The sequence below is a fragment of the Pseudomonas sp. LBUM1660 genome, assembly GCF_059695935.1.
The window spans coordinates 5650928-5675584 of the sequence record NZ_CP166795.1 but is presented as its reverse complement, the minus strand read 5'-3'; the positions used below and the strand labels follow the sequence as shown (position 1 = coordinate 5675584).

Here is a 24657-nt window from a genome sequence, read left to right as displayed (position 1 = left end):
TTAATTGTCGTGGCTAAAGAAAAATTTGACCGTACCCTCCCGCACGTCAACGTTGGCACCATCGGTCACGTCGACCACGGTAAAACCACGCTGACCGCTGCTCTGACTCGCGTCTGCTCCGAAGTTTTCGGTTCGGCTGTTGTTGCTTTCGATAAAATCGACAGCGCTCCAGAAGAAAAGGCTCGTGGTATCACCATCAACACCGCGCACGTTGAATACAACTCGCTGATCCGTCACTACGCTCACGTTGACTGCCCAGGTCACGCTGACTATGTGAAGAACATGATCACCGGTGCTGCTCAAATGGACGGCGCTATCCTGGTTTGCTCGGCCGCTGATGGTCCGATGCCACAAACCCGTGAGCACATCCTGCTGTCCCGTCAGGTTGGCGTTCCGTACATCGTTGTCTTCCTGAACAAGGCTGACATGGTTGACGACGCTGAGCTGCTGGAACTGGTTGAGATGGAAGTGCGCGATCTGCTGAGCACTTACGACTTCCCAGGTGACGACACTCCGATCATCATCGGTTCGGCTCTGATGGCTCTGAACGGCCAAGACGACAACGAAATGGGCACCACTGCCGTTCGTAAACTGGTTGAGACTCTGGATACCTACATTCCGGATCCGGTTCGTGTTATCGACAAGCCGTTCCTGATGCCAATCGAAGACGTATTCTCGATCTCCGGTCGCGGTACTGTTGTAACTGGCCGTATCGAGCGCGGTATCGTCAAGGTTCAGGATTCGCTGGAAATCGTTGGTCTGCGTGACACTGTTGTCACCACCTGCACCGGCGTTGAAATGTTCCGTAAGCTGCTCGACGAAGGTCGTGCTGGCGAGAACTGCGGCGTCCTGCTGCGTGGTACCAAGCGTGATGACGTTGAGCGTGGCCAGGTTCTGGTCAAGCCAGGTTCGGTTAAGCCGCACACTACCTTCGAAGCTGAAGTGTACGTGTTGAGCAAAGAAGAAGGCGGTCGCCACACTCCGTTCTTCAAAGGCTACCGTCCACAGTTCTACTTCCGGACCACTGACGTGACCGGTAACTGCGAACTGCCGGAAGGCGTTGAAATGGTAATGCCAGGCGACAACATCAAAATGGTTGTCACCCTGATCAAAACCATCGCAATGGAAGATGGTCTGCGTTTCGCTATTCGTGAAGGCGGTCGTACCGTCGGCGCTGGCGTCGTAGCCAAAATCATCGCTTAATAGGTGATGACTTGAAAAAGCCCCCGCCTAGCGGGGGCTTTTTTATTGGGTTGACACTGTAGTAGCCCGTCTATAGAATTGCGCCTCCTTTTAACGGGCGTATTGCGCTCGCTGGGAATAGCAGCCGGAGTCTGAAATCCAATGCAAAATCAGCAAATCCGTATCAGGTTGAAGGCTTTTGACCATCGCCTGATCGACCAATCCACCCAGGAAATCGTGGAAACCGCGAAACGTACTGGTGCTCAAGTGCGTGGTCCAATTCCACTGCCTACCCGTAAAGAGCGGTTCACCGTTCTGGTCTCCCCGCACGTCAACAAAGACGCGCGTGACCAGTACGAGATCCGTACTCATAAGCGCGTTCTGGACATCGTCCAGCCAACGGATAAAACCGTTGATGCGCTTATGAAGCTTGATCTTGCGGCCGGTGTGGAAGTGCAGATCAGCCTCGGCTAAGACTCGGTCTTAGTCGTGTAACGCTCTGAAATGGGCGGCCATAGCGGGTGAAAGCCCCGTACACTCATGAGGTTTACAACATGACTATTGGTGTAGTCGGTCGTAAATGCGGTATGACCCGTATTTTCACCGAAGAAGGTGTCTCCATTCCGGTCACGGTCATTGAGATCGAACCGAATCGCGTCACCCAGTTCAAAACTGAAGAGACCGATGGCTATCGTGCAGTGCAAGTCACTGTAGGCGAGCGTCGTGCTTCGCGTGTTACAGCTGCTCAAGCTGGCCACTTCGCTAAAGCGAACGTTGCCGCTGGTCGTACCGTAATGGAATTCCGCCTTGAAGAAGGCGAGTACCAGGCCGGCGATCTGATCAACGCTGAAATCTTCGCTGCTGGTCAACTGGTTGATGTAACCGGTCAGTCCAAAGGTAAAGGCTTCCAGGGTACGATCAAGCGTTGGAACTTCCGCGGGCAAGATAATACCCACGGTAACTCCGTGTCCCACCGCGTTCCAGGCTCTATCGGCCAGTGCCAGACTCCTGGTCGTGTATTCAAGGGCAAAAAAATGTCCGGTCATATGGGCGCTGAGCGCGTGACCGTGCAGTCCCTCGAAGTAGTGCGCGTGGACGCTGAACGCAATCTGTTGTTGGTCAAGGGCGCTGTTCCTGGCGCTACTGGCGGCAACTTGGTTGTACGTCCAGCAGCCAAGGCTCGCGGTTAAGGGGAAGCTGACATGCAATTAAATGTAAATGACGCTCAAGCGATCGAAGTTTCCGAACTGACATTTGGCGGCGAATTCAACGAGACGCTCGTTCACCAAGCAGTCGTGGCCTACATGGCCGGCGGCCGTCAAGGTAGCAAGCAGCAAAAGACCCGTTCCGACGTTCGTGGTGGCGGTAAGCGCCCTTGGCGTCAGAAAGGTACTGGCCGTGCTCGTGCCGGTACTATCCGTAGCCCAATCTGGCGCGGCGGCGGTACCACTTTCGCAGCTCGTCCTCAGGATCACACCCAGAAGCTGAACAAGAAGATGTATCGCGCAGCAATGCGTTCCATCCTTGCTGAGCTGGTGCGTACTGATCGTCTGGTTGTGGTTCAGGACTTCGCTGTTGATGCACCGAAGACCAAAGATCTGCTGAACAAACTGACCGGCATGGGCCTGACTGACGTCTTGATCGTGTCTGAAGTAGTTGATCAGAACCTGTACCTGGCTGCTCGTAACCTGCCACACGTTGATGTACGTGACGTGCAAGGTTCCGATCCAGTTAGTCTGATCGCATACGACAAGGTGTTGATCACCGTGTCGGCCGTGAAGAAATTCGAGGAGCTGCTGGGATGAACCAGGAACGCGTATTTAAAGTTCTGCTTGGCCCGCACGTTTCCGAGAAGGCTACGGTTCTGGCTGACAAGAAAGGCCAGTTCGTTTTCAAGGTTGCAACTGACGCAACCAAGCTGGAAATCAAGAAGGCCGTCGAAAGCCTGTTCAGCGTGAAAGTAGAGCGTGTTACTACCCTGAATGTTCTGGGTAAGAGCAAGCGCACTGCTCGCGGTTTGGGCAAGCGTAATGACTGGAAGAAGGCGGTTATCTCCCTTCAGCCAGGCCAAGATCTCGATTTCAGCAGCAGTGCTGAGTAAGGAAGGGGTGCATCATGGCAATCGTTAAATGCAAACCGACTTCCCCTGGCCGCCGTTTTGTGGTCAAGGTGGTCAACCAGGAGCTGCATAAAGGCGCTCCTCACGCACCGCTGCTCGAGAAAAAATCGAAGACTGGTGGTCGTAACAACAATGGTCGTATTACCACTCGTCACATCGGTGGTGGCCATAAGCAGCATTATCGTCTGGTCGATTTCCGTCGCAACGACAAAGATGGCATCTCTGCCACTGTCGAGCGTATTGAATACGATCCAAACCGTACTGCTCACATCGCTCTGCTGCTGTACGCAGATGGCGAGCGTCGCTACATCATCGCCCCTAAAGGCGTGAGTGCTGGCGACCAGCTGATCGCAGGTGCTCTGGCACCGATCAAGCCGGGCAACGCTCTGCAACTGCGTAACATTCCAGTTGGTAGCACCGTACACGGCATCGAATTGAAGCCAGGTAAAGGCGCGCAAATCGCTCGTTCCGCTGGTGCTTCGGCTCAGCTGATCGCTCGTGAAGGTGTCTACGTGACCCTGCGTCTGCGTTCTGGTGAGATGCGTAAAGTGCTGGCTGAATGCCGCGCGACCCTGGGTGAAGTCTCGAACTCCGAGCACAGCCTGCGTTCGCTGGGTAAAGCTGGTGCCAAACGCTGGCGTGGCGTTCGCCCAACCGTTCGTGGTGTTGCCATGAACCCGGTTGACCACCCACATGGTGGTGGTGAAGGTCGTACCTCTGGTGGTCGTCATCCGGTATCGCCATGGGGCTTCCCGACTAAGGGCGCGAAGACTCGTGGTAATAAGCGTACCGACAAAATGATCGTCCGTCGTCGCAAGTAAATAGAGGGATACGACAGTGCCACGTTCTCTGAAAAAAGGTCCTTTTATTGATCTTCACCTACTGAAGAAGATCGAAGTGGCGGCGGAAAAGAACGATCGCAAACCAGTTAAAACCTGGTCGCGCCGTTCCATGATCCTGCCACAAATGGTCGGTTTGACCATTGCAGTGCATAACGGTCGTCAACATGTCCCAGTTCTTGTGAACGAAGACATGGTCGGCCACAAACTGGGCGAGTTTGCCGGTACCCGCACATATCGTGGGCACGTGGCAGACAAGAAAGCCAAGCGTTAAGGGGTAAGGAACGATGGAAGTAGCCGCTAAGTTGTCGGGCGCTCGAATCTCCGCCCAGAAAGCCCGCTTGGTCGCCGACCAGATCCGCGGGAAGAAGGTGGGCGAAGCGCTCAACCTGTTGGCTTTCAGCAGTAAGAAAGCCGCCGAGATCATGAAGAAAGTGCTGGAGTCGGCCGTAGCCAACGCCGAGCATAACGAAGGCGCAGACGTTGATGACCTTAAAGTCAGCACCGTTTTCGTCAACGAAGGGCGTTCGCTGAAGCGAATCATGCCACGTGCCAAAGGCCGTGCTGATCGCATCGTCAAGCGGTCTTGCCATATCACTGTCAAGGTTGCTGACAAGTAACGGAGTCGAAGAGATGGGTCAGAAAGTACATCCCATTGGCATTCGCCTGGGAATCGTCAAGGAGCACACCTCCGTCTGGTACGCAGACGGTCGGACTTATGCGGACTATTTGTTCGCTGATCTGAAGGTGCGCGAGTATCTCCAAGACAAACTAAAAAGCGCGTCCGTAAGCCGTATCGATATCCATCGTCCGGCTCAGACTGCACGTATCACCATCCACACCGCTCGTCCAGGTATTGTTATCGGGAAGAAAGGTGAAGATGTTGAGAAACTGCGTCAGGACCTGACCAAGCAAATGGGTGTGCCTGTGCACATCAATATCGAAGAAATCCGCAAGCCGGAACTCGACGGTATGTTGGTTGCGCAGAGCGTAGCTCAGCAGCTGGAGCGTCGCGTAATGTTCCGTCGCGCTATGAAGCGCGCTGTACAGAACGCCATGCGCATTGGTGCCAAAGGCATCAAAATCCAAGTGAGCGGTCGTCTCGGCGGTGCTGAAATCGCACGTACTGAATGGTATCGCGAAGGTCGTGTGCCACTGCACACCCTGCGTGCCGACATCGACTATGCCAACTACGAAGCTCACACCACTTATGGTGTGATCGGTGTAAAGGTTTGGATCTTCAAAGGCGAAGTAATTGGTGGTCGCCAAGAAGAACTGAAACCACAAGCACCAGCGCCTCGTAAAAAAGCTGCTAAGTAAGGGGTACGCCAAATGTTGCAACCAAAGCGTACGAAGTTCCGCAAGCAGATGACTGGCCACAACCGTGGCTTGGCTCAGCGCGGTAGCAAAGTCAGCTTCGGCGAATATGCGCTGAAGTCTGTAGCTCGTGGTCGTCTCACCGCTCGTCAGATCGAGTCAGCGCGTCGTGCACTGACCCGTCACGTTAAACGTGGCGGCAAGATCTGGATCCGTGTATTCCCGGACAAGCCTATTTCCAAAAAGCCACTCGAAGTTCGGATGGGTAAAGGTAAGGGTAGTGTGGAGTACTGGGTTGCCCAGATTCAGCCAGGCAAAGTCCTGTATGAAATCGAGGGTGTAACTGAAGAGCTGGCGCGTGAGGCTTTTGCCCTGGCTGCTGCAAAGCTGCCGCTCGCCACCGCCTTTGTTAAACGGACGGTGATGTGATGAAAGCGAATGAACTTCGTGAAAAAGACGCGCCGCAGCTTAACGAGCAACTGCTCGGCCTGCTGCGCGACCAGTTCAATCTGCGCATGCAGAAAGCAACTGGCCAGTTGGGGCAGTCTCACCTGCTCCGGCAAGTTAAGCGTGACATCGCTCGCGTGAAGACTGTGCTCAAACAGCAGGCAGGTAAGTAATCATGGCTGAAGCCGAAAAAACCGTCCGTACGCTGACTGGCCGTGTTGTCAGCGACAAAATGGACAAGACCATCACCGTTCTGATCGAGCGTCGCGTTAAGCACCCGATCTACGGTAAATACGTTAAGCGTTCGACTAAGCTGCACGCGCACGACGAAACCAATCAGTGCCACATCGGCGACAAAGTCACTATTCGTGAAACTCGTCCTTTGGCCAAGACCAAGTCTTGGGCGCTGGTTGATGTTCTCGAACGCGCTGTGGAAGTCTAAGGACTAGGGGTCGGAGAAATTATATGATTCAGACTCAATCCATGCTCGATGTGGCCGATAACAGCGGCGCACGCCGCGTTATGTGCATCAAGGTGCTGGGTGGCTCCCATCGTCGTTACGCTGGTATCGGTGACATCATCAAAGTTACCGTGAAGGAAGCAATTCCTCGCGGTAAAGTGAAAAAAGGCCAAGTGATGACTGCTGTTGTAGTCCGCACTCGTCACGGCGTACGTCGTGCTGATGGCTCCATTATCCGCTTTGATGGCAACGCTGCTGTTCTTCTGAACAACAAGCAAGAGCCGATCGGCACCCGTATCTTTGGGCCAGTGACCCGTGAACTTCGTACTGAGAAGTTCATGAAGATCGTCTCGCTCGCCCCAGAAGTGCTGTAAGGAGATCCGACATGCAAAAGATTCGTCGTGACGACGAGATCATCGTGATCGCCGGCAAAGACAAAGGTAAGCGCGGTAAGGTGCTTAAGGTTCTCGCTAATAACCGTCTGGTTATTGGTGGTCTGAACCTGGTTAAGCGTCATACCAAGCCTAACCCGATGTCGGGCGTACAAGGCGGTATCGTCGAAAAAGAAGCTCCGCTGGACGCTTCTAACGTCGCCATTTTCAACGGCGAAACCAACAAGGCTGACCGCGTTGGTTTCAAAGTAGAAGACGGCAAGAAAATTCGTGTCTTCAAGTCGACCCAAAAAGCGGTTGATGCTTGAACACTGCTAGGTAGATGAGACCATGGCACGACTAAAAGAGATTTACTGGAAAGAAATCGCACCGAAGCTTAAGGAAGAACTTAAGCTTTCGAACGTGATGGAAGTTCCACGCGTTACGAAAATCACCCTGAACATGGGTCTGGGCGAAGCAGTCGGTGACAAAAAAGTCATCGAGCACGCTGTTGCCGATCTGGAAAAGATCACCGGTCAGAAAGTTGTTGTGACTTACGCTCGGAAATCCATCGCGGGCTTTAAAGTCCGTGAAGGTTGGCCGATCGGCGTCAAAGTGACCCTGCGCCGTGAGCGTATGTATGAATTCCTGGATCGTCTGCTGTCGATCTCCCTGCCTCGGGTTCGCGACTTCCGCGGCCTGAATGCCAAGTCCTTCGATGGTCGTGGTAACTACAGCATGGGCGTTAAAGAGCAGATCATCTTCCCGGAAATCGACTACGACAAGATCGATGCTCTCCGCGGTCTGGACATTACCCTGACCACCACTGCCAAGAACGATGATGAAGGTCGCGCCCTGTTGCGTGCTTTCAAATTCCCGTTCCGCAACTGATTGGAGTAGGAAAATGGCCAAGATGAGCATGAAAAACCGCGAGCTGAAACGTCAGCTCACGGTTGCCAAGTACGCCAAAAAGCGTGCAGCACTGAAAGCTATCATCGTTGATCTGAACGCAAGTCCAGAAGCGCGTTGGGAAGCTACAGTAGCTCTGCAAAAGCAGCCACGTGACGCAAGCGCTTCGCGCATGCGTAACCGCTGCCGCCTGACCGGTCGTCCACACGGTGTTTACCGCAAGTTCGGCCTCGGTCGTAACAAACTGCGTGAAGCTGCAATGCGTGGTGACGTACCTGGTCTGGTTAAAGCCAGCTGGTAAGCACTATCAAAGTCTCGGTGTCCAGGAGCGCAAGTTCCTGACCATCGGTGACCTTGAACATGAATCAAGCCCCTTTTGGGGCTTGATTCATTTGTGGGGTGTGTCTAGAATACCCGGCTCGCCTGAGCCCGTGCTTTTTTCGCATGGAGTTTCTCGGCGAAGGTAGTAGCCGCAAGGCTTATTTTTTTGTATTAGGAGCGTCTAGCCCATGAGTATGCAGGACCCGTTAGCGGACATGCTAACTCGAATCCGTAATGCCCAGATGGCTGAAAAGTCCGTCGTAAGCATGCCTTCTTCCACGTTGAAGGTGGCTGTAGCTAAAGTCCTGAAGGACGAAGGTTACATCGCGGGTTATCAGATCAGCAGCGAAACAAAACCACTGCTGTCTATCGAGCTGAAATATTTCGAAGGCCGTCCGGTCATCGAAGAAGTGAAGCGCGTTAGCCGTCCAGGCCTGCGTCAGTACAAGTCCGTCGATGATCTGCCAAAAGTTCGTGGCGGTCTCGGTGTGTCTATCGTCTCCACCAACAAAGGTGTGATGACGGATCGTGCTGCGCGCGCTGCCGGTGTCGGCGGCGAAGTTCTTTGCACTGTGTTCTAAGGGGGGATAAGCATGTCACGCGTCGCTAAGAACCCCGTTAAGCTGCCAGCCGGTGTCGAAGTCAAATTCGCAGGCCAACAGCTTTCGGTGAAGGGTGCCAAGGGCACTCTCGAACTGAACATCCATTCGTCCGTTGAGATCGTTGAAGAAGCTGGTGAGCTGCGTTTCGCTGCTCGCAATGGCGATCAACAAACTCGCGCAATGGCTGGTACCACTCGTGCGTTGGTAAACAACATGGTCCAAGGCGTAAGCCAAGGCTTCGAGCGCAAGCTCCAGCTGGTCGGTGTTGGTTACAAAGCGCAAGCAAAAGGCACAGTGCTGAATCTGGCTCTTGGCTTCTCGCACCCAGTGGATTATGAACTGCCGGAAGGCATCACCGCTGAGACTCCTAGCCAGACCGATATCCTGATCAAGGGCATCGATAAGCAGCTGGTAGGTCAAGTGGCCGCCGAGATCCGCGACTTCCGTCCACCAGAGCCGTACAAAGGCAAAGGTGTGCGCTACGCGGACGAAGTCGTCCGTCGTAAAGAAGCCAAGAAGAAGTAGGGCATAGCAAATGACCGACAAAAAAGTTACTCGACTGCGTCGCGCTCGCAAAGCACGCCTGAAAATGCACGAACTCGAAGTCGTGCGTCTCTGCGTGTTCCGCTCGTCGCAGCACATCTACGCCCAGGTCATTTCGGCCGACGGCGCCAAAGTTCTGGCATCCGCCTCGACTTTGGATAAAGAACTGCGTGATGGTGCCACTGGCAACATCGACGCGGCCACTAAGGTTGGCCAGCTGGTCGCTACGCGTGCTAAGGCCGCTGGCGTCTCGCAAGTGGCTTTCGACCGCTCTGGCTTCAAGTACCACGGCCGCGTTAAAGCGCTGGCTGATGCTGCTCGTGAAGCTGGGCTGGAGTTCTAAGTTATGTCAAATAACGACCAAAAGCGCGACGAAGGCTACATCGAGAAGCTGGTTCAAGTTAACCGCGTAGCCAAAACCGTTAAAGGCGGCCGTATCTTCACTTTCACCGCGTTGACCGTGGTTGGTGATGGTAAAGGGCGCGTTGGCTTCGGCCGTGGCAAGTCGCGTGAAGTGCCTGCTGCGATCCAGAAGGCAATGGAAGCTGCTCGCCGCAACATGATCCAAGTTGACCTGAACGGCACCACTCTGCAGTACGCAATGAAGTCCGCTCACGGCGCTTCGAAGGTGTACATGCAGCCTGCTTCTGAAGGTACCGGTATCATCGCTGGCGGCGCTATGCGTGCTGTCCTCGAGGTTGCTGGCGTTCAGAACGTTCTGGCCAAGTGCTACGGCTCGACTAACCCGGTAAACGTGGTTCACGCCACTTTCAAAGGTTTGAAAGCTATGCAATCTCCTGAATCCATTGCCGCCAAGCGTGGCAAAAGCGTCAAGGAGATCTTCTGATCATGGCTACCGTTAAAGTAACGCTGATCAAAAGCATGACCGGCCGCATCCCTAACCACAAACTGTGCGTTAAGGGTCTGGGTCTGCGTCGCATCGGTCACACTGTAGAAGTACTTGATACTCCCGAGAATCGCGGGATGATCAACAAGGCTTACTACATGCTGCGTGTCGAGGGTTAATCGATGAAACTCAATGATCTGAGTCCAGCGCCGGGTTCCCGTCGCGAAAAGCATCGTCCGGGCCGTGGTATCGGTAGTGGTTTGGGCAAGACCGGTGGCCGTGGCCACAAAGGTCAGTCCTCCCGCTCCGGTGGCACCATTGCTCCAGGCTTTGAAGGCGGTCAACAGCCGCTGCATCGTCGCCTGCCGAAGTTCGGTTTCGTTTCCCTGAAAGCCATGGACCGCGCAGAAGTGCGTCTGTCCGAGCTGGCTAAAGTGGAAGGCGACATCGTCACCGTGCAGTCCCTGAAAGATGCCAACGTGATCAACGTCAACGTTCAGCGTGTGAAAATCATGCTGTCCGGCGAAGTGACTCGCGCTGTTACCATCGGAAAGGGAATCGGCGCCACCAAAGGTGCGCGTGCGGCTATCGAAGCAGCTGGCGGCAAGTTCGAGGAATAAATGGCTAAGCAAGGTGCTCTCTCTGCGCTCGGCAAAGGCGGTATGTCTGAACTCTGGGCTCGTCTGCGTTTTCTGTTCCTGGCGATTATCGTCTACCGAATAGGCGCACACATCCCGGTTCCAGGTATCAACCCGGACCGACTCGCGGACCTGTTTCGACAGAATGAGGGGACCATTCTTAGCTTGTTCAACATGTTTTCCGGCGGCGCGCTGGAACGGATGAGCATCTTTGCACTGGGGATCATGCCGTACATCTCGGCATCGATCATCATGCAACTGATGACCGCCGTTAGCCCGCAGCTGGAGCAGTTGAAGAAGGAAGGTGAAGCTGGGCGTCGCAAGATTGCCCAGTACACCCGCTACGGCACTGTCGTCCTCGCTCTCGTTCAGGCAATTGGCATGTCCATTGGTCTGGCAGGGCAGGGCGTTTCGTTCACTGGTGACTTTGGCTTCCATTTCGTCGCGGTATCCACTTTTGTGGCTGGTGCGATGTTCATGATGTGGCTGGGTGAGCAGATTACTGAGCGTGGTGTTGGCAACGGTATCTCGATGTTGATTTTCGCAGGTATCGTCGCCGGTCTTCCGAGGGCGATCGGGCAGTCTTTCGAGTCTGCGCGTCAGGGTGATATCAATATTTTTGCCTTGGTTGCCATCGGTTTGTTGGCAGTAGCGATTATCGGTTTCGTGGTGTTCATTGAGCGTGGTCAGCGTCGTATTGCTGTTCATTACGCCAAGCGTCAGCAGGGCCGCAAGGTCTTCGCTGCGCAGACCAGCCACTTGCCGTTGAAAGTGAACATGGCTGGTGTTATTCCAGCCATTTTCGCGAGCAGCATTTTGCTGTTCCCGGCTTCGTTGGGGGCCTGGTTTGGTCAGTCTGAAGGTATGGGCTGGCTGCAGGACATCTCGCAGTCGATCGCTCCTGGTCAGCCGTTGAATATTCTGCTGTTTAGTGCAGGGATTATTTTCTTCTGCTTCTTCTATACGGCGTTGATGTTCAATCCGAAAGACGTAGCGGAAAACCTGAAGAAGTCCGGTGCCTTTATTCCGGGTATCCGTCCAGGTGAGCAGTCTGCGCGCTATATTGATGGCGTTCTGACTCGTTTGACCTTGTTCGGTGCTCTATATATGACGGCCGTGTGTCTGTTGCCCCAGTTCCTGGTGGTTGCAGCAAACGTACCGTTCTACCTTGGCGGGACCTCGTTGCTGATCGTCGTCGTGGTTGTGATGGACTTCATGTCCCAAGTACAATCGCACCTCGTTTCGCACCAGTACGAATCCCTGATGAAAAAAGCCAACCTGAAGGGTTACGGCAGCGGCATGTTGCGCTGAGTACCCATAAGGTTCGAGGAGTTGGTGATGAAAGTTCGTGCATCGGTGAAAAAGCTGTGCCGTAACTGCAAGATTATTCGCCGCGAAGGTGTTGTTCGAGTAATTTGCAGCGCGGAACCGCGTCACAAACAGCGCCAAGGCTGAGTGTGATTGTGCTTCAAGCCCGGTAGCTAGTGCGCTACCGGGTTGATTATTTGTTATTACAGCGATATTATCTCGCGCCCTATTTCTTGGCTTCCGGGGCGTAGGTAGCTGTCAATTGGAGTCCCACTGAATGGCCCGTATTGCAGGCGTTAACATTCCAGATAACAAGCATACTGTTATCTCGCTGACCTACATCTATGGTGTTGGTCGCACTACTGCACAGAAGATCTGTGCAGTGACTGGGGTAAACCCAGCCGCAAAGATCAAGGATCTGAGCGACGAGCAGATTGAACAGCTGCGTGGCGAAGTGGCGAAGTTCACCACTGAAGGTGACCTGCGTCGCGAAATCAACATGAAAATCAAGCGTTTGATGGACCTCGGTTGCTATCGCGGTCTGCGTCATCGTCGTGGTCTTCCAGTGCGCGGTCAGCGTACCAAGACTAACGCGCGTACCCGTAAAGGTCCGCGTAAGCCGATCCGCAAGTAATCGCCCCAGCGAATCGACAGGAAATTAATCATGGCTAAACCTGCTGCTCGTCCTCGTAAAAAAGTTAAAAAGACAGTGGTTGATGGCATTGCCCACATCCATGCTTCTTTTAACAACACAATCGTGACCATCACCGACCGTCAAGGCAACGCTCTTTCCTGGGCTACCTCCGGTGGTTCGGGTTTCCGCGGTTCCCGCAAGTCCACCCCGTTTGCTGCTCAAGTAGCTGCTGAACGTGCTGGTCAAGCTGCGCTGGAATACGGTCTGAAAAACCTCGACGTTAACGTCAAAGGTCCAGGCCCAGGTCGTGAATCTGCAGTCCGCGCTTTGAACGGCTGTGGCTACAAGATCGCCAGCATCACCGACGTGACGCCAATCCCGCACAACGGGTGCCGTCCGCCGAAGAAGCGCCGCGTGTAATCCAGGAGATTGTAAAGAATGGCTCGTTACATTGGTCCAAAATGCAAACTCGCTCGTCGCGAAGGCACCGATCTCTTTCTGAAGAGCGGCGTGCGCGCGATCGAATCGAAGTGCAACATCGAAGCAGCACCTGGTATCCACGGCCAACGCCGCGGTCGCCAGTCCGATTACGGCACCCAACTGCGTGAAAAGCAGAAGGTCCGTCGTATCTACGGCGTTCTCGAGCGTCAATTCAGCGGCTACTACAAAGAAGCTGCTGGCAAGAAAGGTGCAACCGGTGAAAACCTGCTGCAACTGCTCGAATGCCGTCTGGACAACGTTGTATACCGTATGGGTTTTGGCTCTACTCGTGCCGAATCCCGTCAGCTGGTATCGCACAAATCCGTCAGCGTTAACGGTCAGACCGTAAACGTACCGTCCTACCAGGTTCGTGCTGGTGACGTGGTCGCGATTCGCGAGAAAGCAAAGAACCAACTTCGCATTGTCCAAGCTCTCGATCTGTGTGCCCAACGTGGCCGCGTAGAATGGGTAGAAGTAGACACTGAGAAGAAGTCGGGCGTTTTCAAGAACGTTCCTGCTCGCAGTGATCTGTCCGCCGACATCAACGAAAGCCTGATTGTCGAGCTCTACTCCAAGTAAGGGCTAGAAAATAGGTGCATCCATGCAGATTTCGGTAAATGAGTTCCTGACACCCCGCCATATTGATGTGCAGGTTGTCAGTCCAACCCGCGCCAAGATCACTCTCGAGCCTCTCGAGCGTGGTTTCGGCCACACCCTGGGCAACGCGCTGCGACGCATCCTGTTGTCCTCAATGCCCGGCTGTGCAGTAGTCGAGGCCGAGATTGACGGTGTGCTCCATGAGTACAGCGCCATCGAAGGCGTACAGGAAGACGTAATTGAAATCCTGTTAAACCTTAAAGGTCTGGCTATCAAGCTGCACGGTCGTGACGAAGTTACGCTGACCTTGTCGAAGAAGGGTTCGGGGGTGGTTACCGCTGCCGATATTCAGCTGGATCATGATGTCGAGATCGTTAACCCCGATCACGTAATCGCTAACCTGGCGTCTAACGGCGCCCTGAACATGAAGCTCACCGTAGCTCGTGGTCGTGGTTATGAACCGGCAGACTCGCGTCAGAGCGATGAAGACGAAAGCCGCAGCATCGGTCGCTTGCAGCTTGACTCTTCGTTCAGCCCGGTTCGCCGTATCGCATACGTGGTCGAAAACGCCCGTGTCGAGCAGCGTACTAACCTGGACAAGCTGGTTATTGATCTGGAAACCAACGGTACCCTGGATCCTGAAGAGGCTATCCGCCGCGCTGCAACCATTCTGCAACAGCAGTTGGCTGCGTTCGTCGACCTCAAAGGTGACAGTGAACCAGTGGTTGTCGAGCAGGAAGACGAGATCGATCCGATCCTGCTTCGCCCGGTTGACGATCTGGAACTGACTGTACGTTCGGCTAACTGCCTTAAGGCGGAAAACATCTACTACATCGGTGACCTGATTCAGCGTACCGAAGTAGAGCTGTTGAAGACTCCGAACCTTGGCAAGAAATCCTTGACTGAAATCAAGGACGTTCTGGCCTCCCGCGGTCTGTCCCTCGGCATGCGCCTCGACAACTGGCCGCCTGCAAGTCTTAAGAAGGACGACAAGGCGACTGCCTGATCGTCGTAATCACCGAACGTTGTGTTTGGTAAGGAATGAACCATGCGTCATCGTAAAAGTGGTCGTCACCTGAGCCGCACCAGCTCGCACCGCAAGGCCATGTTTCAAAACATGGCGGTGTCGCTGTTCGAGCACGAGCTGATCAAAACTACACTGCCAAAAGCTAAAGAACTGCGTCGCGTTGCTGAGCCGCTGATCACTTTGGCCAAGACAGACAGCCTGGCTAACCGCCGTCTGGCTTTCGACCGTACTCGTTCGAAAGCTATCGTTGGTAAGCTCTTCAACGACCTGGGCAAGCGTTACGCTACCCGTGAGGGTGGCTACCTGCGCATCCTCAAGTGCGGTTTCCGCACTGGCGACAACGCGCCTATGGCGTATGTCGAGTTGGTTGATCGTCCTGCCGGTGGTGAAGCTGTATCCGCTGAGTAAGACGTCAGTCTGAAACGAAGAACCGGGCCTAGTGCCCGGTTTTTTGTGCGCGCTCGAAAAGCATGGTCATCAACGCATAACCAGAAAGGTAATTAGTAATTTTCTATCGATAGCTGCAACTTAATGAATTTGTAGCTGTGACGTTCGTGATCAATACTCCCCGTCAGCCGATTAGCCGGCAGTTAAAGACTGACAGAGGAAGAGATCGCATGAGTCAAAATAAAACGCTGACCACCGCCAGTGGCGCTCCTGTCGCCGACAATCAGAATTCCCGTTCCGCCGGCCCTCGTGGCCCCCTGCTGCTCGACGACTTCCACCTGATCGAGAAGCTTGCCCACTTCAATCGTGAGAACATCCCTGAGCGCCGTGTACACGCCAAGGGCTCGGGTGCTTACGGCACGTTTACCGTGACTCGCGACATCACCCAGTACACCAGTGCCAAACTGTTTGAATCGGTCGGTAAGCAAACCCCGACGTTTCTGCGCTTTTCCACGGTTGGCGGCGAACGCGGTTCGGCCGATACCGAGCGCGATCCACGTGGCTTTGCCCTGAAGTTCTACACCGAAGAAGGTAACTGGGACATCGTCGGCAACAACACGCCAGTGTTCTTCATCCGTGATCCGTTGAAATTCCCGGACTTTATCCACACCCAAAAGCGTCTGCCGCAAAGCAATCTGAAAAGCGCGCAGATGATGTGGGACTTCTGGTCGCACTCGCCTGAGGCGCTGCACCAGGTCACTATTCTGTTCTCCGACCGCGGCATTCCTGACGGCTATCGTCACATGCACGGCTTTGGTAGCCACACCTACAGCTTGATCAACGCCGATGGCGAGCGGAGCTGGGTGAAGTGGCATTACAAGACCCAGCAAGGGATCAAAAACCTGGCGCCGGCAGAAGCGGCACGTTTGGCCGGTACCGATCCAGATTACGCGCAGCGTGACCTGTTCGGGGCGATTGAGCGCGGTGACTTCCCGAAATGGCGTGTATGCGTCCAGATCATGACCGAGGCCCAGGCCGCGGCGCACTATGAGAACCCATTCGACGTGACCAAAACCTGGTCGCAGAAAGAGTTTCCTCTGATCGAAGTCGGCGAACTGGAGCTCAACCGTAATCCGCAGAACTATTTTGCCGAAGTCGAGCAAGCGGCATTCGGCCCGAGCAATATGGTCCCAGGAGTTGGTCTGTCGCCAGATCGAATGCTCCAGGGCCGCGTGTTCGCTTACGCTGACGCGCACCGCTACCGCATTGGCACCAACCATCAGCAACTGCCGGTGAACGCGCCTCGCAGTCCGGTGAATAGCTATCAGCGAGATGGTTCGATGGCGTTCGGCAGCAATGGCGGTGCAGCACCTAACTATGAGCCGAACAGCTACGTCGATTCGCCGAAACAAGCGCCTCGCTACGCTGAGCCACCCCTGGCATTAAGCGGTGCCGCTGATCGTTATGATCATCGCGAAGACACCGACTACTACAGCCATGCCGGTGCGCTGTTCCGACTCATGAGTGACGAGCAGAAAGCGCTGCTGGTCAACAACATTGCTGGGGCGATGGGTGGTGTTTCAAGTGATGTGGTTGATCGCCAGTTACAGCATTTCTTCAAGGCTGACCCAGCGTATGGAGAAGCAATCGCAAAGGCACTCAGCGTACAGCTTAACGAAGTCTAAACGAGAAGCAGAACCGCCCTCATTTGGGCGGTTTTTGCGTTATTTGAACCATTTTTCTCAGAATATCTTCGCTTTTATCGCGCAGGCAGAGTGACCAAACAGTCTGCTTGGTTCAAACTACAGACTTTCAAGCAGGGAGATGTAGGGCGATGCAAGGCCACCCAGACGTAATCGATTACCTCAACACGTTGCTGACCGGCGAACTGGCCGCGCGTGATCAATATTTCGTTCATTCGCGGATGTATGAGGACTGGGGTTTCACCAAGCTCTACGAACGAATCAATCATGAGATGGAAGAAGAAGCCGGGCACGCTGATGCCCTGATGCGCCGTATCCTGATGTTGGAAGGCACACCGCGCATGCGTCCGGACGATCTCGACGTCGGCACCACGGTGCCTGACATGCTCGCCGCCGACCTGCGCCTGGAATACAAAGTCCGCGCCGCACTCTGCAAGGGCATTGAGCTCTGCGAGCAGCACAAAGACTACGTCAGCCGCGAGATGCTGCGTATTCAGCTGAACGACACCGAAGAAGATCATACCTACTGGCTCGAAAAGCAGTTGGGTCTGATCAAGTTGATCGGTCTTGAGAACTACCTGCAATCCCACACCTGATTGCTACCGATACAAAAAAGCCCCTGTCACTGATGAAGTGACAGGGGCTTTTTCGTGGGCCCCGAATCAGGCCTTGTCGCGAGCCAACAGCGGCTTGAGGTAGAAGCCGGTGTGAGACTGCTTCATTTCAGACACTTCTTCCGGTGTACCGACAGCAATGATCTGCCCTCCCTTGGAACCGCCTTCCGGCCCCAGGTCCACCAGCCAGTCGGCGGTCTTGATCACGTCCAGGTTGTGCTCGATCACCACCACGGTATTGCCGTGGTCGCGCAGTCGATGCAGCACGTCGAGCAGTTGCTGAATATCCGCGAAGTGCAGGCCGGTGGTTGGTTCATCGAGGATGTACAGCGTCTTGCCGGTATCGCGCTTGGACAGCTCGCGGGACAGTTTCACCCGCTGGGCTTCACCCCCGGACAACGTCGTCGCCGATTGTCCCAGCTTGATGTAGGACAGACCGACGTCCATCAACGTCTGAAGCTTGCGCGCCAGAGCCGGAACAGCGTCGAAGAACACCCGCGCTTCCTCGATAGTCATCTCGAGGGTTTCGTGGATGTTCTTGCCCTTGTACTTGATCTCTAGGGTCTCGCGGTTATAGCGCTTGCTCTTGCAAACGTCGCACGGAACATAGATGTCCGGCAGGAAGTGCATTTCCACCTTGATCAGACCATCGCCCTGACACGCTTCGCAGCGTCCACCCTTCACGTTGAAGGAGAAACGGCCCGGGCCATAACCGCGGGAGCGGGACTCGGGAACACCGGCGAACAGTTCGCGAATCGGCGTGAACAGACCGGTGTAAGTCGCGGGGTTGGAGCGCGGCGTACGGCCGATCGGACTCTGGTCGATATCGACGACTTTATCCAGATGCTCGAGGCCCTTAATGCTGTCGTGAGCGGCAGCCTCAAGCGTCGTTGCACCGTTGAGTGCCGTAGCGCTCAAGGGAAACAGCGTGTTGTTGATCAGCGTGGACTTGCCTGAACCGGACACACCGGTCACACACGTCAACAGACCAATCGGAATGTCCAGGTCGACATTGCGCAAGTTGTTGCCGCGAGCGCCCTTGAGCGACAGCGATAACTTCTTGTTACGCGGTGTACGTTTGGCTGGAACCGCGATCTTTACCCGGCCCGACAGGTACTTGCCGGTCAACGAATCAGGATGCGCCATCACTTCGGCCGGCGTACCTTCGGCGACGATATGCCCACCGTGGACCCCCGCACCCGGCCCGATATCCACCACGTAATCGGCCAGGCGAATAGCATCTTCGTCATGCTCGACCACGATCACCGTGTTGCCGATGTCGCGCAGGTGCTTGAGTGTGCCGAGCAACCGATCGTTATCACGTTGATGCAGACCGATCGACGGTTCATCGAGGATGTACAGAACCCCCACCAGGCCGGCGCCAATCTGACTGGCCAGGCGAATCCGCTGGGCTTCACCGCCGGACAACGTGTCGGCACTGCGGTCCAGCGAAAGATAGTCGAGACCCACGTTGACCAGGAACTGCAGGCGTTCGCGGATTTCCTTGAGGATTTTGTCGGCAATTTCGCCGCGACGGCCTGTGAGCTTCAGCACGCCGAAATACTCACACGCATCGCCAATCGGCAGATTGGTCACCGCCGGCAGCGTCTTCTCGCCCACCCAGACGTGCCGCGCCTCACGACGCAAGCGCGTGCCACGGCAATCCGGGCAAGCCTGGGTGCTGAGGAACTTGGCCAGCTCTTCACGCACAGAAGCCGACTCGGTTTCGCGGTAGCGACGTTCCAGGTTCGGCACGATGCCTTCGAACGGGTGCGAGCGTTTGACGATATCGCCGCGGTCGTTCAGGTATTTGAAGTCGACGTTCTGCGAACCGCTGCCGTGCAGGATGAACTTCTGCTGATCGGCCGACAGGTCGTTGAACGGCACTTCCAGGCTGAACTTGTAGTGCGAAGCCAGCGAACCGAGCATCTGGAAGTAATAGACGTTGCGCCTGTCCCAGCCGCGAATCGCGCCCTCGGCCAGCGTCAGCTCGCCGTTCACCAGGCGCTTGATGTCAAAGAACTGCTTGACCCCCAGGCCATCGCAAGTCGGGCAAGCGCCAGCCGGGTTGTTGAATGAGAACAGCTTGGGTTCCAGCTCGCTGATGGCATGACCGCAGATCGGGCAGGCGAAGCGTGCGGAGAAGATGATCTCTTCGCCGGGCTCGTCGTCCATCGGCGCGACCAGGGCGATGCCGTCTGCCAGCTTCAGCGCGGTCTCGAACGACTCGGCCAGGCGCTGTTGCAGATCGGCGCGGACCTTGAAGCGGTCGACTATTACATCAATCGAATGCTTCTTTTGCTTATCCAGCTTCGGCAGCTCATCCAGTTCGCAGATCCTGCCGTTGACCCGGGCCCGGACAAAACCCTGGGCGCGCAGTTCTTCGAAGACCGACAGGTGTTCGCCTTTGCGCTCGCGAATCACCGGGGCAAGCAGCATCAGCTTGCTGCCCTCCGGTTGGGCGAGGACCAGGTCGACCATCTGGCTGACGGTTTGCGCTTCCAGCGGAATGTCGTGATCTGGGCAGCGCGGAATACCCACGCGGGCGTAAAGCAGGCGCAGGTAGTCGTAGATTTCGGTGATGGTGCCGACCGTCGAGCGCGGGTTGTGCGAGGTCGACTTCTGCTCGATGGAAATGGCTGGCGACAAACCTTCGATGGTGTCGACATCAGGTTTTTCCATCATCGACAAAAACTGCCGGGCATAGGCCGACAGCGATTCGACGTAGCGGCGCTGGCCTTCGGCATACAGCGTGTCAAACGCCAGGGACGATTTGCCGGATCCGGACAGGCCGGTGATGACGATCAGCTTGTCCCGTGGCAGGGTCAGGTCGATGTTCTTCAGGTTGTGGGTTCGGGCCCCACGAATCAGGATCTTGTCCAAAGTGGCCTCGCTTGGCGGGCGTCGAAAACGTAGGAGTATACGGCCAAATACTGGATGGATGCACACTATCAAACGAGCGGAGTTGTGTCTTACATGAAGAGTCTGTCAGCGGAGCGCGTCAAAGCGTCGCGATATACCCCGTCAATCGATGGGACTGGTAGAATCGCCGCCGGTTCACATGAGGTTTTTCCATGCACGATCCCCACAGCGAACGCATGAGTGGCAGTGAGACCCGCGCAGCAAGCGGTCTGGCCCTGGTGTTCGCCTTCCGTATGCTTGGCATGTTCATGGTGTTGCCGGTACTGGCGACCTATGGGATGGATCTGGCAGGAGCGACCCCGGCCCTCATCGGGCTTGCGATCGGCGCTTACGGCCTGACCCAAGCGATTTTCCAGATTCCTTTCGGCTTCATTTCCGACCGCATCGGTCGTCGTCCGGTGATTTACCTCGGGCTGATCATCTTCGCCCTCGGTAGCGTGCTGGCGGCCAATGCCGACTCGATCTGGGGCGTTATCGCCGGACGCATCCTGCAAGGCGCCGGGGCGATTTCCGCCGCGGTGATGGCGCTGCTGTCAGACCTGACCCGGGAACAGCATCGGACCAAAGCCATGGCCATGATCGGCATGACGATTGGTCTGTCGTTCGCTGTCGCGATGGTTGTAGGGCCGTTACTGACCCGTGCTTTCGGCTTGTCCGGGTTGTTCCTCGCTACGGGCGGCATGGCGCTGTTCGGCATCGTGATCGTGATGTTCATGGTCCCGCGCTCCACCGGCCCGTTGCAGCACCGTGAGTCCGGCGTCGCGCGTCAGGCGCTGATCCCGACGCTCAAGCATCCGGACCTGCTGCGCCTGGATCTGGGCATTTTTGTGTTGCACGCGATGTTGATGTCGAGCTTCGTTGCATTGCCTCTGGCCCTGGTCGAAAAAGCCGGGCTGCCTAAAGAGCAGCACTGGTGGGTCTACCTTACCGCGCTGCTGATCTCCTTCTTCGCCATGATCCCGTTCATTATCTATGGCGAGAAGAAACGCAAAATGAAACGAGTTTTATTGGGCGCGGTGCTGACGCTGATGCTCACTGAGCTATTCTTCTGGCAGTTCGGCGACAGCCTGCGGGCTCTGGTGATCGGGACGGTGGTGTTCTTTACCGCGTTCAACTTACTGGAAGCTTCGTTGCCATCGCTGATCAGCAAGGTTTCACCGGCGGGCGGCAAGGGCACTGCGATGGGGGTATATTCCACCAGCCAGTTCCTCGGTTCGGCGCTGGGCGGGATCCTCGGCGGCTGGATGTTCCAGCATGGCGGTCTGTCGGTTGTATTCCTCGGATGCGCCGGCCTGGCTGCACTTTGGCTGGCCTTTGCTGTTACCATGCGCGAACCTCCCTACGTGACGAGTCTGCGCTTGCCGTTGTCGCCCGAGGCGATCCGCGAAGCGGGTCTGGTTGAGCGCCTGAAGGCCGTCGTAGGGGTAACAGATGCGGTAATCGTTGCTGAGGAAGCGGCGATTTACATCAAATTGGACACAGAACTATTGGATCGCACCACCCTTGAGCGCCTGGTGAACAACCCGGCCGGGGCTGCGTGCGTAGCCTAGGAGAACGTTATGGCCCGTGGGGTTAACAAAGTCATATTGGTCGGCACTTGCGGCCAGGATCCCGAAGTTCGCTACTTGCCTAACGGTAACGCCGTGACCAACCTGAGTCTGGCGACCAGCGAACAGTGGACCGACAAGCAAACCGGTCAGAAGGTCGAGAAGACTGAATGGCACCGTGTGTCGATGTTCGGCAAGGTGGCCGAAATTGCCGGTGAATATCTGCGTAAAGGTTCGCAGGTCTACATCGAAGGCAAGCTGCAGACCCGCGAGTGGGAAAAAGACGGTATCAAGCGTTACACCACTGAAATCGTGGTCGACATGCAAGGCACCATGCAGTTGCTGGGCGGCCGTCCACAGCAGGGCGAGCAACAAGGCGGGGGCAATAACTATCAGCAGTCCGCCCCGGCTCCACGCCAGCAGGCTCCGCGTCCGCAGCAGTCGGCACCGCAGCAGTCGCGTCAGGCTCCGCCTCCACAGCAGGCCGCTCCACAGCCGGCTCCGGATTTCGACAGCTTTGATGACGATATCCCGTTCTGATCCGCAGTTTTTCAGAACCGTAGACACAAAAAAGCGAAGCCATATGGCTTCGCTTTTTTGTGGGCGCTGTTAATTGGCCAACGTGGTCACATTGGCCCGTGCCGAGTGCAGCTTCTTGTAGCTTTCGATCAGCCGCAGGTGCCGGTCGAGCCCCTCCAGTTTCATGCTGGTCGGCGTCAAGCCATGGAAGCGCACGCTGCCATCCACCGAGCCGATCACGGCATCCATCCGTTCGTTGCCAAACATCCGGCGGAAATTGGCCTCGTAGTCTTCCAGCTCCAGGTCTTCGTCCAGCTTCATCTCCAGCACAGCGTTGACGGCTTGGTAGAACAAGCCACGTTCAACCGTGTTGTCGTTGTACTGCAGGAACATCTCCACCGCCTCTTTCGCCTCTTCAAATTGTTGCAAGGCGAGATAGATCAGCAGCTTCAACTCCAGGATCGTCAGCTGACCCCAGGCCGTATTGTCGTCAAATTCGATGCCGATCAAGGAGGTGATGTCGGTGTAGTCGTCCAGTTCACTTTCCACCAGACGCTCAGCCAGCGCTTGCAATTCTTCGTCGTCCAGGCGATGCAGGTTCAGGATATCGGCGCGGAAGAACAGCGCTTTGTTGGTGTTATCCCAGATCAGGTCGTCCACGGGATAGATTTCCGAGTAGTCCGGCACCAGGATACGGCACGCCGTCGCGCCGATATGCTTGTAGACCGCCATGTACACTTCTTTGCCCATGCCTTCGAGAATGCCGAACAAGGTCGCGGCTTCCTCGGCATTCGAGTTTTCACCCTGGCCGGAGAAGTCCCACTCCACGAATTCGTAATCGGACTTGGAGCTGAAGAAGCGCCACGACACCACGCCGCTGGAGTCGATGAAGTGCTCGACGAAGTTATTCGGCTCGGTCACCGCATGACCTTCAAACGTCGGCTGTGGCAAGTCGTTGAGGCCTTCGAAGCTGCGGCCCTGGAGCAGTTCGGTCAGGCTGCGTTCCAGCGCCACCTCCAGGCTCGGGTGCGCGCCGAACGAGGCGAACACACCGCCGGTGCGCGGGTTCATCAACGTGACGCACATCACCGGGAATTCACCCCCCAGGGATGCATCCTTCACCAACACAGGGAACCCTTGCTCTTCCAGCGCCTGAATACCGGCCAGGATCCCGGGGTACTTCGCCAGCACGTTGGCCGGCACGTCCGGCAGTGCAAATTCACCTTCGATGATTTCGCGTTTTACCGCACGCTCGAAGATCTCCGACAGGCACTGCACCTGGGCTTCGGCCAGCGTGTTGCCGGCACTCATGCCGTTGCTCAGGAACAGGTTTTCAATCAGGTTGGACGGGAAATAAACCACCTCGCCGTCCGACTGGCGCACGTATGGCAGCGAGCAGATGCCGCGCTCTTCATTGCCCGAGTTGGTATCGATCAGATGGGATCCGCGCAACTCGCCGTCGCGGTTGTAAATCTTCAGGCAGTGCGCGTCGAGGATTTCGGCCGGCAGTTCATCTTTACGGCCAGGCTTGAACCAGCGTTCGTCCGGGTAATGCACAAACGGCGCGTTGGCGATCTCTTCGCCCCAGAACTGGTCGTTGTAGAAGAAGTTGCAGTTGAGTCGCTCGATAAACTCGCCCAACGCCGACGCCAGCGCGCCTTCCTTGGTTGCGCCCTTGCCGTTGGTAAAACACATCGGCGAGTGTGCATCGCGGATATGCAGCGACCACACGTTGGGCACGATATTGCGCCACGAGGCGATTTCAATCTTCATGCCCAGGTCCGCCAGAATGGCCGACATATTGGCGATGGTCTGCTCCAGCGGCAGATCCTTGCCCGCAATATAAGTGCTCGCCTCTGAACTGGAAGCGGGCATCAACAGCGCCTGGGCATCGGCGTCGAGGTTTTCCACCTCTTCGATCACAAACTCAGGCCCTGCTTGCACGACTTTTTTCACGGTGCAACGGTCGATGGAACGCAGGATGCCCTGGCGGTCCTTGTCGGAGATGTCCGCCGGCAACTCGACCTGGATCTTGAAGATCTGGTTGTAGCGGTTTTCCGGGTCAACAATGTTGTTCTGCGACAGGCGGATGTTTTCGGTGGGAATACTGCGAGTGTCGCAGTACAACTTCACGAAATATGCCGCACACAACGCCGACGACGCCAGGAAGTAATCGAACGGACCCGGTGCCGAGCCATCGCCCTTGTAGCGGATAGGTTGATCGGCCACCACCGTGAAGTCGTCGAACTTGGCTTCAAGTCGAAGGTTGTCGAGAAAGTTGACCTTGATTTCCATGGGGGATTACCAGAATAACGGCTAGACGA

35 protein-coding genes are annotated in these 24657 nt (G+C 55.8%); 33 read left to right on the top strand and 2 right to left on the bottom strand.

Annotation, left to right across the window (positions count from 1 at the left end; all coding sequences use genetic code 11):
* Nucleotides 1-9 precede the first annotated feature (9 nt).
* The 31 genes from tuf to bfr all read left to right on the top strand — a co-directional run bounded on the left by tuf (nt 10) and on the right by bfr (nt 17327).
* On the top strand, nt 10-1203 hold the full coding sequence (gene tuf / locus ACA068_RS26430; protein ID WP_497305854.1) for an elongation factor Tu: 1194 nt from the start codon (nt 10-12) through the stop codon (nt 1201-1203).
* Between the two features lie 141 nt (nt 1204-1344).
* Nucleotides 1345-1656 (top strand): 30S ribosomal protein S10, encoded by a 312-nt coding sequence (gene rpsJ, locus ACA068_RS26425; RefSeq protein WP_003186070.1) that lies wholly within the window; start codon nt 1345-1347, stop codon nt 1654-1656.
* A gap of 80 nt (nt 1657-1736) precedes the next feature.
* Nucleotides 1737-2372: a 50S ribosomal protein L3 gene (gene rplC, locus ACA068_RS26420; protein WP_003186059.1), complete on the top strand. Its 636-nt coding sequence runs from the start codon at nt 1737-1739 to the stop codon at nt 2370-2372.
* Nucleotides 2373-2384: 12 nt separating this feature from the next.
* Nucleotides 2385-2987, top strand: coding sequence for a 50S ribosomal protein L4 (gene rplD / locus ACA068_RS26415; protein ID WP_007896707.1), 603 nt, complete (start codon nt 2385-2387; stop codon nt 2985-2987).
* Entirely contained in the window at nt 2984-3283 is a 300-nt protein-coding gene (rplW, locus tag ACA068_RS26410; protein ID WP_002555488.1) for a 50S ribosomal protein L23, read from the top strand. The genes rplD and rplW overlap by 4 nt, the downstream gene beginning before the upstream one ends.
* A 14-nt stretch (nt 3284-3297) precedes the next feature.
* A complete protein-coding gene (gene rplB / locus ACA068_RS26405) occupies nt 3298-4122 on the top strand; it encodes a 50S ribosomal protein L2 (RefSeq protein ID WP_003176423.1) in 825 nt (274 codons plus the stop codon).
* 16 nt (nt 4123-4138) lie between these two features.
* On the top strand, nt 4139-4414 hold the full coding sequence (gene rpsS, locus ACA068_RS26400) for a 30S ribosomal protein S19 (RefSeq protein WP_002555486.1): 276 nt from the start codon (nt 4139-4141) through the stop codon (nt 4412-4414).
* Nucleotides 4415-4427: 13 nt separating this feature from the next.
* Nucleotides 4428-4760: a 50S ribosomal protein L22 gene (rplV, locus tag ACA068_RS26395; RefSeq protein ID WP_003103908.1), complete on the top strand. Its 333-nt coding sequence runs from the start codon at nt 4428-4430 to the stop codon at nt 4758-4760.
* A 13-nt stretch (nt 4761-4773) separates the two neighbouring features.
* Nucleotides 4774-5460 (top strand): 30S ribosomal protein S3, encoded by a 687-nt coding sequence (gene rpsC / locus ACA068_RS26390; RefSeq protein ID WP_003176422.1) that lies wholly within the window; start codon nt 4774-4776, stop codon nt 5458-5460.
* 12 nt (nt 5461-5472) lie between these two features.
* Entirely contained in the window at nt 5473-5886 is a 414-nt protein-coding gene (gene rplP, locus ACA068_RS26385; protein WP_045057467.1) for a 50S ribosomal protein L16, read from the top strand.
* Nucleotides 5886-6077 (top strand): 50S ribosomal protein L29, encoded by a 192-nt coding sequence (gene rpmC, locus ACA068_RS26380; protein ID WP_008030901.1) that lies wholly within the window; start codon nt 5886-5888, stop codon nt 6075-6077. Before rplP ends, rpmC begins: the two co-directional genes overlap by 1 nt.
* A 2-nt stretch (nt 6078-6079) precedes the next feature.
* The gene (rpsQ, locus tag ACA068_RS26375; RefSeq protein WP_003176419.1) at nt 6080-6346 is read left to right on the top strand and encodes a 30S ribosomal protein S17; all 267 of its coding nucleotides are present in this window, start codon (nt 6080-6082) and stop codon (nt 6344-6346) included.
* Between the two features lie 23 nt (nt 6347-6369).
* Complete coding sequence (gene rplN / locus ACA068_RS26370) at nt 6370-6738, top strand: 50S ribosomal protein L14 (protein WP_002555479.1); 369 nt, start codon at nt 6370-6372, stop codon at nt 6736-6738.
* 11 nt (nt 6739-6749) lie between these two features.
* Complete coding sequence (rplX, locus tag ACA068_RS26365) at nt 6750-7064, top strand: 50S ribosomal protein L24 (RefSeq protein ID WP_003176416.1); 315 nt, start codon at nt 6750-6752, stop codon at nt 7062-7064.
* A 22-nt stretch (nt 7065-7086) separates the two neighbouring features.
* Nucleotides 7087-7626, top strand: a complete 540-nt coding sequence (gene rplE, locus ACA068_RS26360; RefSeq protein ID WP_003176415.1) for a 50S ribosomal protein L5 — start codon at nt 7087-7089, stop codon at nt 7624-7626.
* A 13-nt stretch (nt 7627-7639) separates the two neighbouring features.
* Nucleotides 7640-7945: a 30S ribosomal protein S14 gene (gene rpsN, locus ACA068_RS26355; RefSeq protein ID WP_003176414.1), complete on the top strand. Its 306-nt coding sequence runs from the start codon at nt 7640-7642 to the stop codon at nt 7943-7945.
* Nucleotides 7946-8153: 208 nt separating this feature from the next.
* Nucleotides 8154-8546 carry a 30S ribosomal protein S8 gene (rpsH, locus tag ACA068_RS26350; protein WP_008065722.1) on the top strand — a complete coding sequence of 131 codons (393 nt, stop codon included), beginning with the start codon at nt 8154-8156 and terminating at the stop codon, nt 8544-8546.
* A 12-nt stretch (nt 8547-8558) separates the two neighbouring features.
* Nucleotides 8559-9092: a 50S ribosomal protein L6 gene (gene rplF / locus ACA068_RS26345; protein ID WP_003176412.1), complete on the top strand. Its 534-nt coding sequence runs from the start codon at nt 8559-8561 to the stop codon at nt 9090-9092.
* 10 nt (nt 9093-9102) lie between these two features.
* Nucleotides 9103-9453 (top strand): 50S ribosomal protein L18, encoded by a 351-nt coding sequence (rplR, locus tag ACA068_RS26340; RefSeq protein WP_017341069.1) that lies wholly within the window; start codon nt 9103-9105, stop codon nt 9451-9453.
* A gap of 3 nt (nt 9454-9456) precedes the next feature.
* Nucleotides 9457-9957, top strand: a complete 501-nt coding sequence (gene rpsE, locus ACA068_RS26335; RefSeq protein ID WP_003186035.1) for a 30S ribosomal protein S5 — start codon at nt 9457-9459, stop codon at nt 9955-9957.
* Between the two features lie 2 nt (nt 9958-9959).
* Complete coding sequence (rpmD, locus tag ACA068_RS26330; protein ID WP_003186033.1) at nt 9960-10136, top strand: 50S ribosomal protein L30; 177 nt, start codon at nt 9960-9962, stop codon at nt 10134-10136.
* A 3-nt stretch (nt 10137-10139) separates the two neighbouring features.
* Nucleotides 10140-10577 carry a 50S ribosomal protein L15 gene (gene rplO, locus ACA068_RS26325; protein ID WP_007896782.1) on the top strand — a complete coding sequence of 146 codons (438 nt, stop codon included), beginning with the start codon at nt 10140-10142 and terminating at the stop codon, nt 10575-10577.
* Nucleotides 10578-11906, top strand: coding sequence for a preprotein translocase subunit SecY (gene secY, locus ACA068_RS26320; protein WP_497305851.1), 1329 nt, complete (start codon nt 10578-10580; stop codon nt 11904-11906). It abuts the gene before it with no gap.
* A 27-nt stretch (nt 11907-11933) separates the two neighbouring features.
* Nucleotides 11934-12050, top strand: a complete 117-nt coding sequence (gene rpmJ / locus ACA068_RS26315) for a 50S ribosomal protein L36 (protein WP_002555468.1) — start codon at nt 11934-11936, stop codon at nt 12048-12050.
* 130 nt (nt 12051-12180) lie between these two features.
* Nucleotides 12181-12537, top strand: coding sequence for a 30S ribosomal protein S13 (rpsM, locus tag ACA068_RS26310; RefSeq protein ID WP_003186020.1), 357 nt, complete (start codon nt 12181-12183; stop codon nt 12535-12537).
* A 30-nt stretch (nt 12538-12567) separates the two neighbouring features.
* Nucleotides 12568-12957 (top strand): 30S ribosomal protein S11, encoded by a 390-nt coding sequence (gene rpsK, locus ACA068_RS26305; RefSeq protein WP_002555466.1) that lies wholly within the window; start codon nt 12568-12570, stop codon nt 12955-12957.
* An 18-nt stretch (nt 12958-12975) separates the two neighbouring features.
* Nucleotides 12976-13596, top strand: coding sequence for a 30S ribosomal protein S4 (gene rpsD, locus ACA068_RS26300; RefSeq protein WP_003210056.1), 621 nt, complete (start codon nt 12976-12978; stop codon nt 13594-13596).
* 22 nt (nt 13597-13618) lie between these two features.
* Entirely contained in the window at nt 13619-14620 is a 1002-nt protein-coding gene (locus ACA068_RS26295) for a DNA-directed RNA polymerase subunit alpha (RefSeq protein ID WP_003186012.1), read from the top strand.
* 42 nt (nt 14621-14662) lie between these two features.
* Nucleotides 14663-15049, top strand: a complete 387-nt coding sequence (rplQ, locus tag ACA068_RS26290; protein ID WP_008145500.1) for a 50S ribosomal protein L17 — start codon at nt 14663-14665, stop codon at nt 15047-15049.
* Between the two features lie 209 nt (nt 15050-15258).
* Complete coding sequence (locus ACA068_RS26285; RefSeq protein ID WP_497305849.1) at nt 15259-16713, top strand: catalase; 1455 nt, start codon at nt 15259-15261, stop codon at nt 16711-16713.
* Between the two features lie 149 nt (nt 16714-16862).
* A complete protein-coding gene (gene bfr / locus ACA068_RS26280; protein ID WP_008030905.1) occupies nt 16863-17327 on the top strand; it encodes a bacterioferritin in 465 nt (154 codons plus the stop codon).
* A gap of 66 nt (nt 17328-17393) precedes the next feature.
* Here bfr and uvrA read toward each other — a convergent pair whose 3' ends face one another.
* The gene (gene uvrA / locus ACA068_RS26275) at nt 17394-20228 is read right to left on the bottom strand and encodes an excinuclease ABC subunit UvrA (protein WP_497305847.1); all 2835 of its coding nucleotides are present in this window, start codon (nt 20226-20228) and stop codon (nt 17394-17396) included.
* Between the two features lie 191 nt (nt 20229-20419).
* Here uvrA and ACA068_RS26270 point away from each other — a divergent pair, with 191 nt between their 5' ends.
* Together ACA068_RS26270 and ACA068_RS26265 are read left to right on the top strand one after the other, a co-directional pair.
* Complete coding sequence (locus tag ACA068_RS26270) at nt 20420-21817, top strand: MFS transporter (RefSeq protein WP_497305845.1); 1398 nt, start codon at nt 20420-20422, stop codon at nt 21815-21817.
* A gap of 9 nt (nt 21818-21826) precedes the next feature.
* Nucleotides 21827-22354: a single-stranded DNA-binding protein gene (locus tag ACA068_RS26265; RefSeq protein ID WP_049711300.1), complete on the top strand. Its 528-nt coding sequence runs from the start codon at nt 21827-21829 to the stop codon at nt 22352-22354.
* A gap of 69 nt (nt 22355-22423) precedes the next feature.
* On the opposite strand, the gene ACA068_RS26260 is transcribed toward ACA068_RS26265, so the two are convergent.
* The gene (locus ACA068_RS26260) at nt 22424-24628 is read right to left on the bottom strand and encodes an OsmC domain/YcaO domain-containing protein (protein ID WP_497305843.1); all 2205 of its coding nucleotides are present in this window, start codon (nt 24626-24628) and stop codon (nt 22424-22426) included.
* Between the last annotated feature and the right edge of the window lie 29 nt (nt 24629-24657).

Excerpts from the sequence above, each read along its gene's own strand:
- rpsK (WP_002555466.1), top strand. The coding sequence starts at position 12,568 with ATGGCTAAACCTGCTGCTCGTCCTCGTAAAAAAGTTAAAAAGACAGTG.
- rpsM (WP_003186020.1), top strand. The coding sequence starts at position 12,181 with ATGGCCCGTATTGCAGGCGTTAACATTCCAGATAACAAGCATACTGTT.
- rplX (WP_003176416.1), top strand. The coding sequence starts at position 6,750 with ATGCAAAAGATTCGTCGTGACGACGAGATCATCGTGATCGCCGGCAAA.
- rpmD (WP_003186033.1), top strand. The coding sequence starts at position 9,960 with ATGGCTACCGTTAAAGTAACGCTGATCAAAAGCATGACCGGCCGCATC.
- rplD (WP_007896707.1), top strand. The coding sequence starts at position 2,385 with ATGCAATTAAATGTAAATGACGCTCAAGCGATCGAAGTTTCCGAACTG.
- ACA068_RS26285 (WP_497305849.1), top strand. The coding sequence starts at position 15,259 with ATGAGTCAAAATAAAACGCTGACCACCGCCAGTGGCGCTCCTGTCGCC.
- rplP (WP_045057467.1), top strand. The coding sequence starts at position 5,473 with ATGTTGCAACCAAAGCGTACGAAGTTCCGCAAGCAGATGACTGGCCAC.
- ACA068_RS26265 (WP_049711300.1), top strand. The coding sequence starts at position 21,827 with ATGGCCCGTGGGGTTAACAAAGTCATATTGGTCGGCACTTGCGGCCAG.
- ACA068_RS26295 (WP_003186012.1), top strand. The coding sequence starts at position 13,619 with ATGCAGATTTCGGTAAATGAGTTCCTGACACCCCGCCATATTGATGTG.
- rpsJ (WP_003186070.1), top strand. The coding sequence starts at position 1,345 with ATGCAAAATCAGCAAATCCGTATCAGGTTGAAGGCTTTTGACCATCGC.
- rplQ (WP_008145500.1), top strand. The coding sequence starts at position 14,663 with ATGCGTCATCGTAAAAGTGGTCGTCACCTGAGCCGCACCAGCTCGCAC.
- rplF (WP_003176412.1), top strand. The coding sequence starts at position 8,559 with ATGTCACGCGTCGCTAAGAACCCCGTTAAGCTGCCAGCCGGTGTCGAA.
- rpsQ (WP_003176419.1), top strand. The coding sequence starts at position 6,080 with ATGGCTGAAGCCGAAAAAACCGTCCGTACGCTGACTGGCCGTGTTGTC.
- rplW (WP_002555488.1), top strand. The coding sequence starts at position 2,984 with ATGAACCAGGAACGCGTATTTAAAGTTCTGCTTGGCCCGCACGTTTCC.
- ACA068_RS26260 (WP_497305843.1), bottom strand. The coding sequence starts at position 24,628 with ATGGAAATCAAGGTCAACTTTCTCGACAACCTTCGACTTGAAGCCAAG.
- rplN (WP_002555479.1), top strand. The coding sequence starts at position 6,370 with ATGATTCAGACTCAATCCATGCTCGATGTGGCCGATAACAGCGGCGCA.
- bfr (WP_008030905.1), top strand. The coding sequence starts at position 16,863 with ATGCAAGGCCACCCAGACGTAATCGATTACCTCAACACGTTGCTGACC.
- rplE (WP_003176415.1), top strand. The coding sequence starts at position 7,087 with ATGGCACGACTAAAAGAGATTTACTGGAAAGAAATCGCACCGAAGCTT.
- rpsN (WP_003176414.1), top strand. The coding sequence starts at position 7,640 with ATGGCCAAGATGAGCATGAAAAACCGCGAGCTGAAACGTCAGCTCACG.
- secY (WP_497305851.1), top strand. The coding sequence starts at position 10,578 with ATGGCTAAGCAAGGTGCTCTCTCTGCGCTCGGCAAAGGCGGTATGTCT.
- rplC (WP_003186059.1), top strand. The coding sequence starts at position 1,737 with ATGACTATTGGTGTAGTCGGTCGTAAATGCGGTATGACCCGTATTTTC.
- rplO (WP_007896782.1), top strand. The coding sequence starts at position 10,140 with ATGAAACTCAATGATCTGAGTCCAGCGCCGGGTTCCCGTCGCGAAAAG.
- rpsD (WP_003210056.1), top strand. The coding sequence starts at position 12,976 with ATGGCTCGTTACATTGGTCCAAAATGCAAACTCGCTCGTCGCGAAGGC.
- rpsC (WP_003176422.1), top strand. The coding sequence starts at position 4,774 with ATGGGTCAGAAAGTACATCCCATTGGCATTCGCCTGGGAATCGTCAAG.
- rpmC (WP_008030901.1), top strand. The coding sequence starts at position 5,886 with ATGAAAGCGAATGAACTTCGTGAAAAAGACGCGCCGCAGCTTAACGAG.
- rplB (WP_003176423.1), top strand. The coding sequence starts at position 3,298 with ATGGCAATCGTTAAATGCAAACCGACTTCCCCTGGCCGCCGTTTTGTG.
- rpsE (WP_003186035.1), top strand. The coding sequence starts at position 9,457 with ATGTCAAATAACGACCAAAAGCGCGACGAAGGCTACATCGAGAAGCTG.
- rplV (WP_003103908.1), top strand. The coding sequence starts at position 4,428 with ATGGAAGTAGCCGCTAAGTTGTCGGGCGCTCGAATCTCCGCCCAGAAA.
- rpsH (WP_008065722.1), top strand. The coding sequence starts at position 8,154 with ATGAGTATGCAGGACCCGTTAGCGGACATGCTAACTCGAATCCGTAAT.
- ACA068_RS26270 (WP_497305845.1), top strand. The coding sequence starts at position 20,420 with ATGCACGATCCCCACAGCGAACGCATGAGTGGCAGTGAGACCCGCGCA.
- rpmJ (WP_002555468.1), top strand. The coding sequence starts at position 11,934 with ATGAAAGTTCGTGCATCGGTGAAAAAGCTGTGCCGTAACTGCAAGATT.
- rplR (WP_017341069.1), top strand. The coding sequence starts at position 9,103 with ATGACCGACAAAAAAGTTACTCGACTGCGTCGCGCTCGCAAAGCACGC.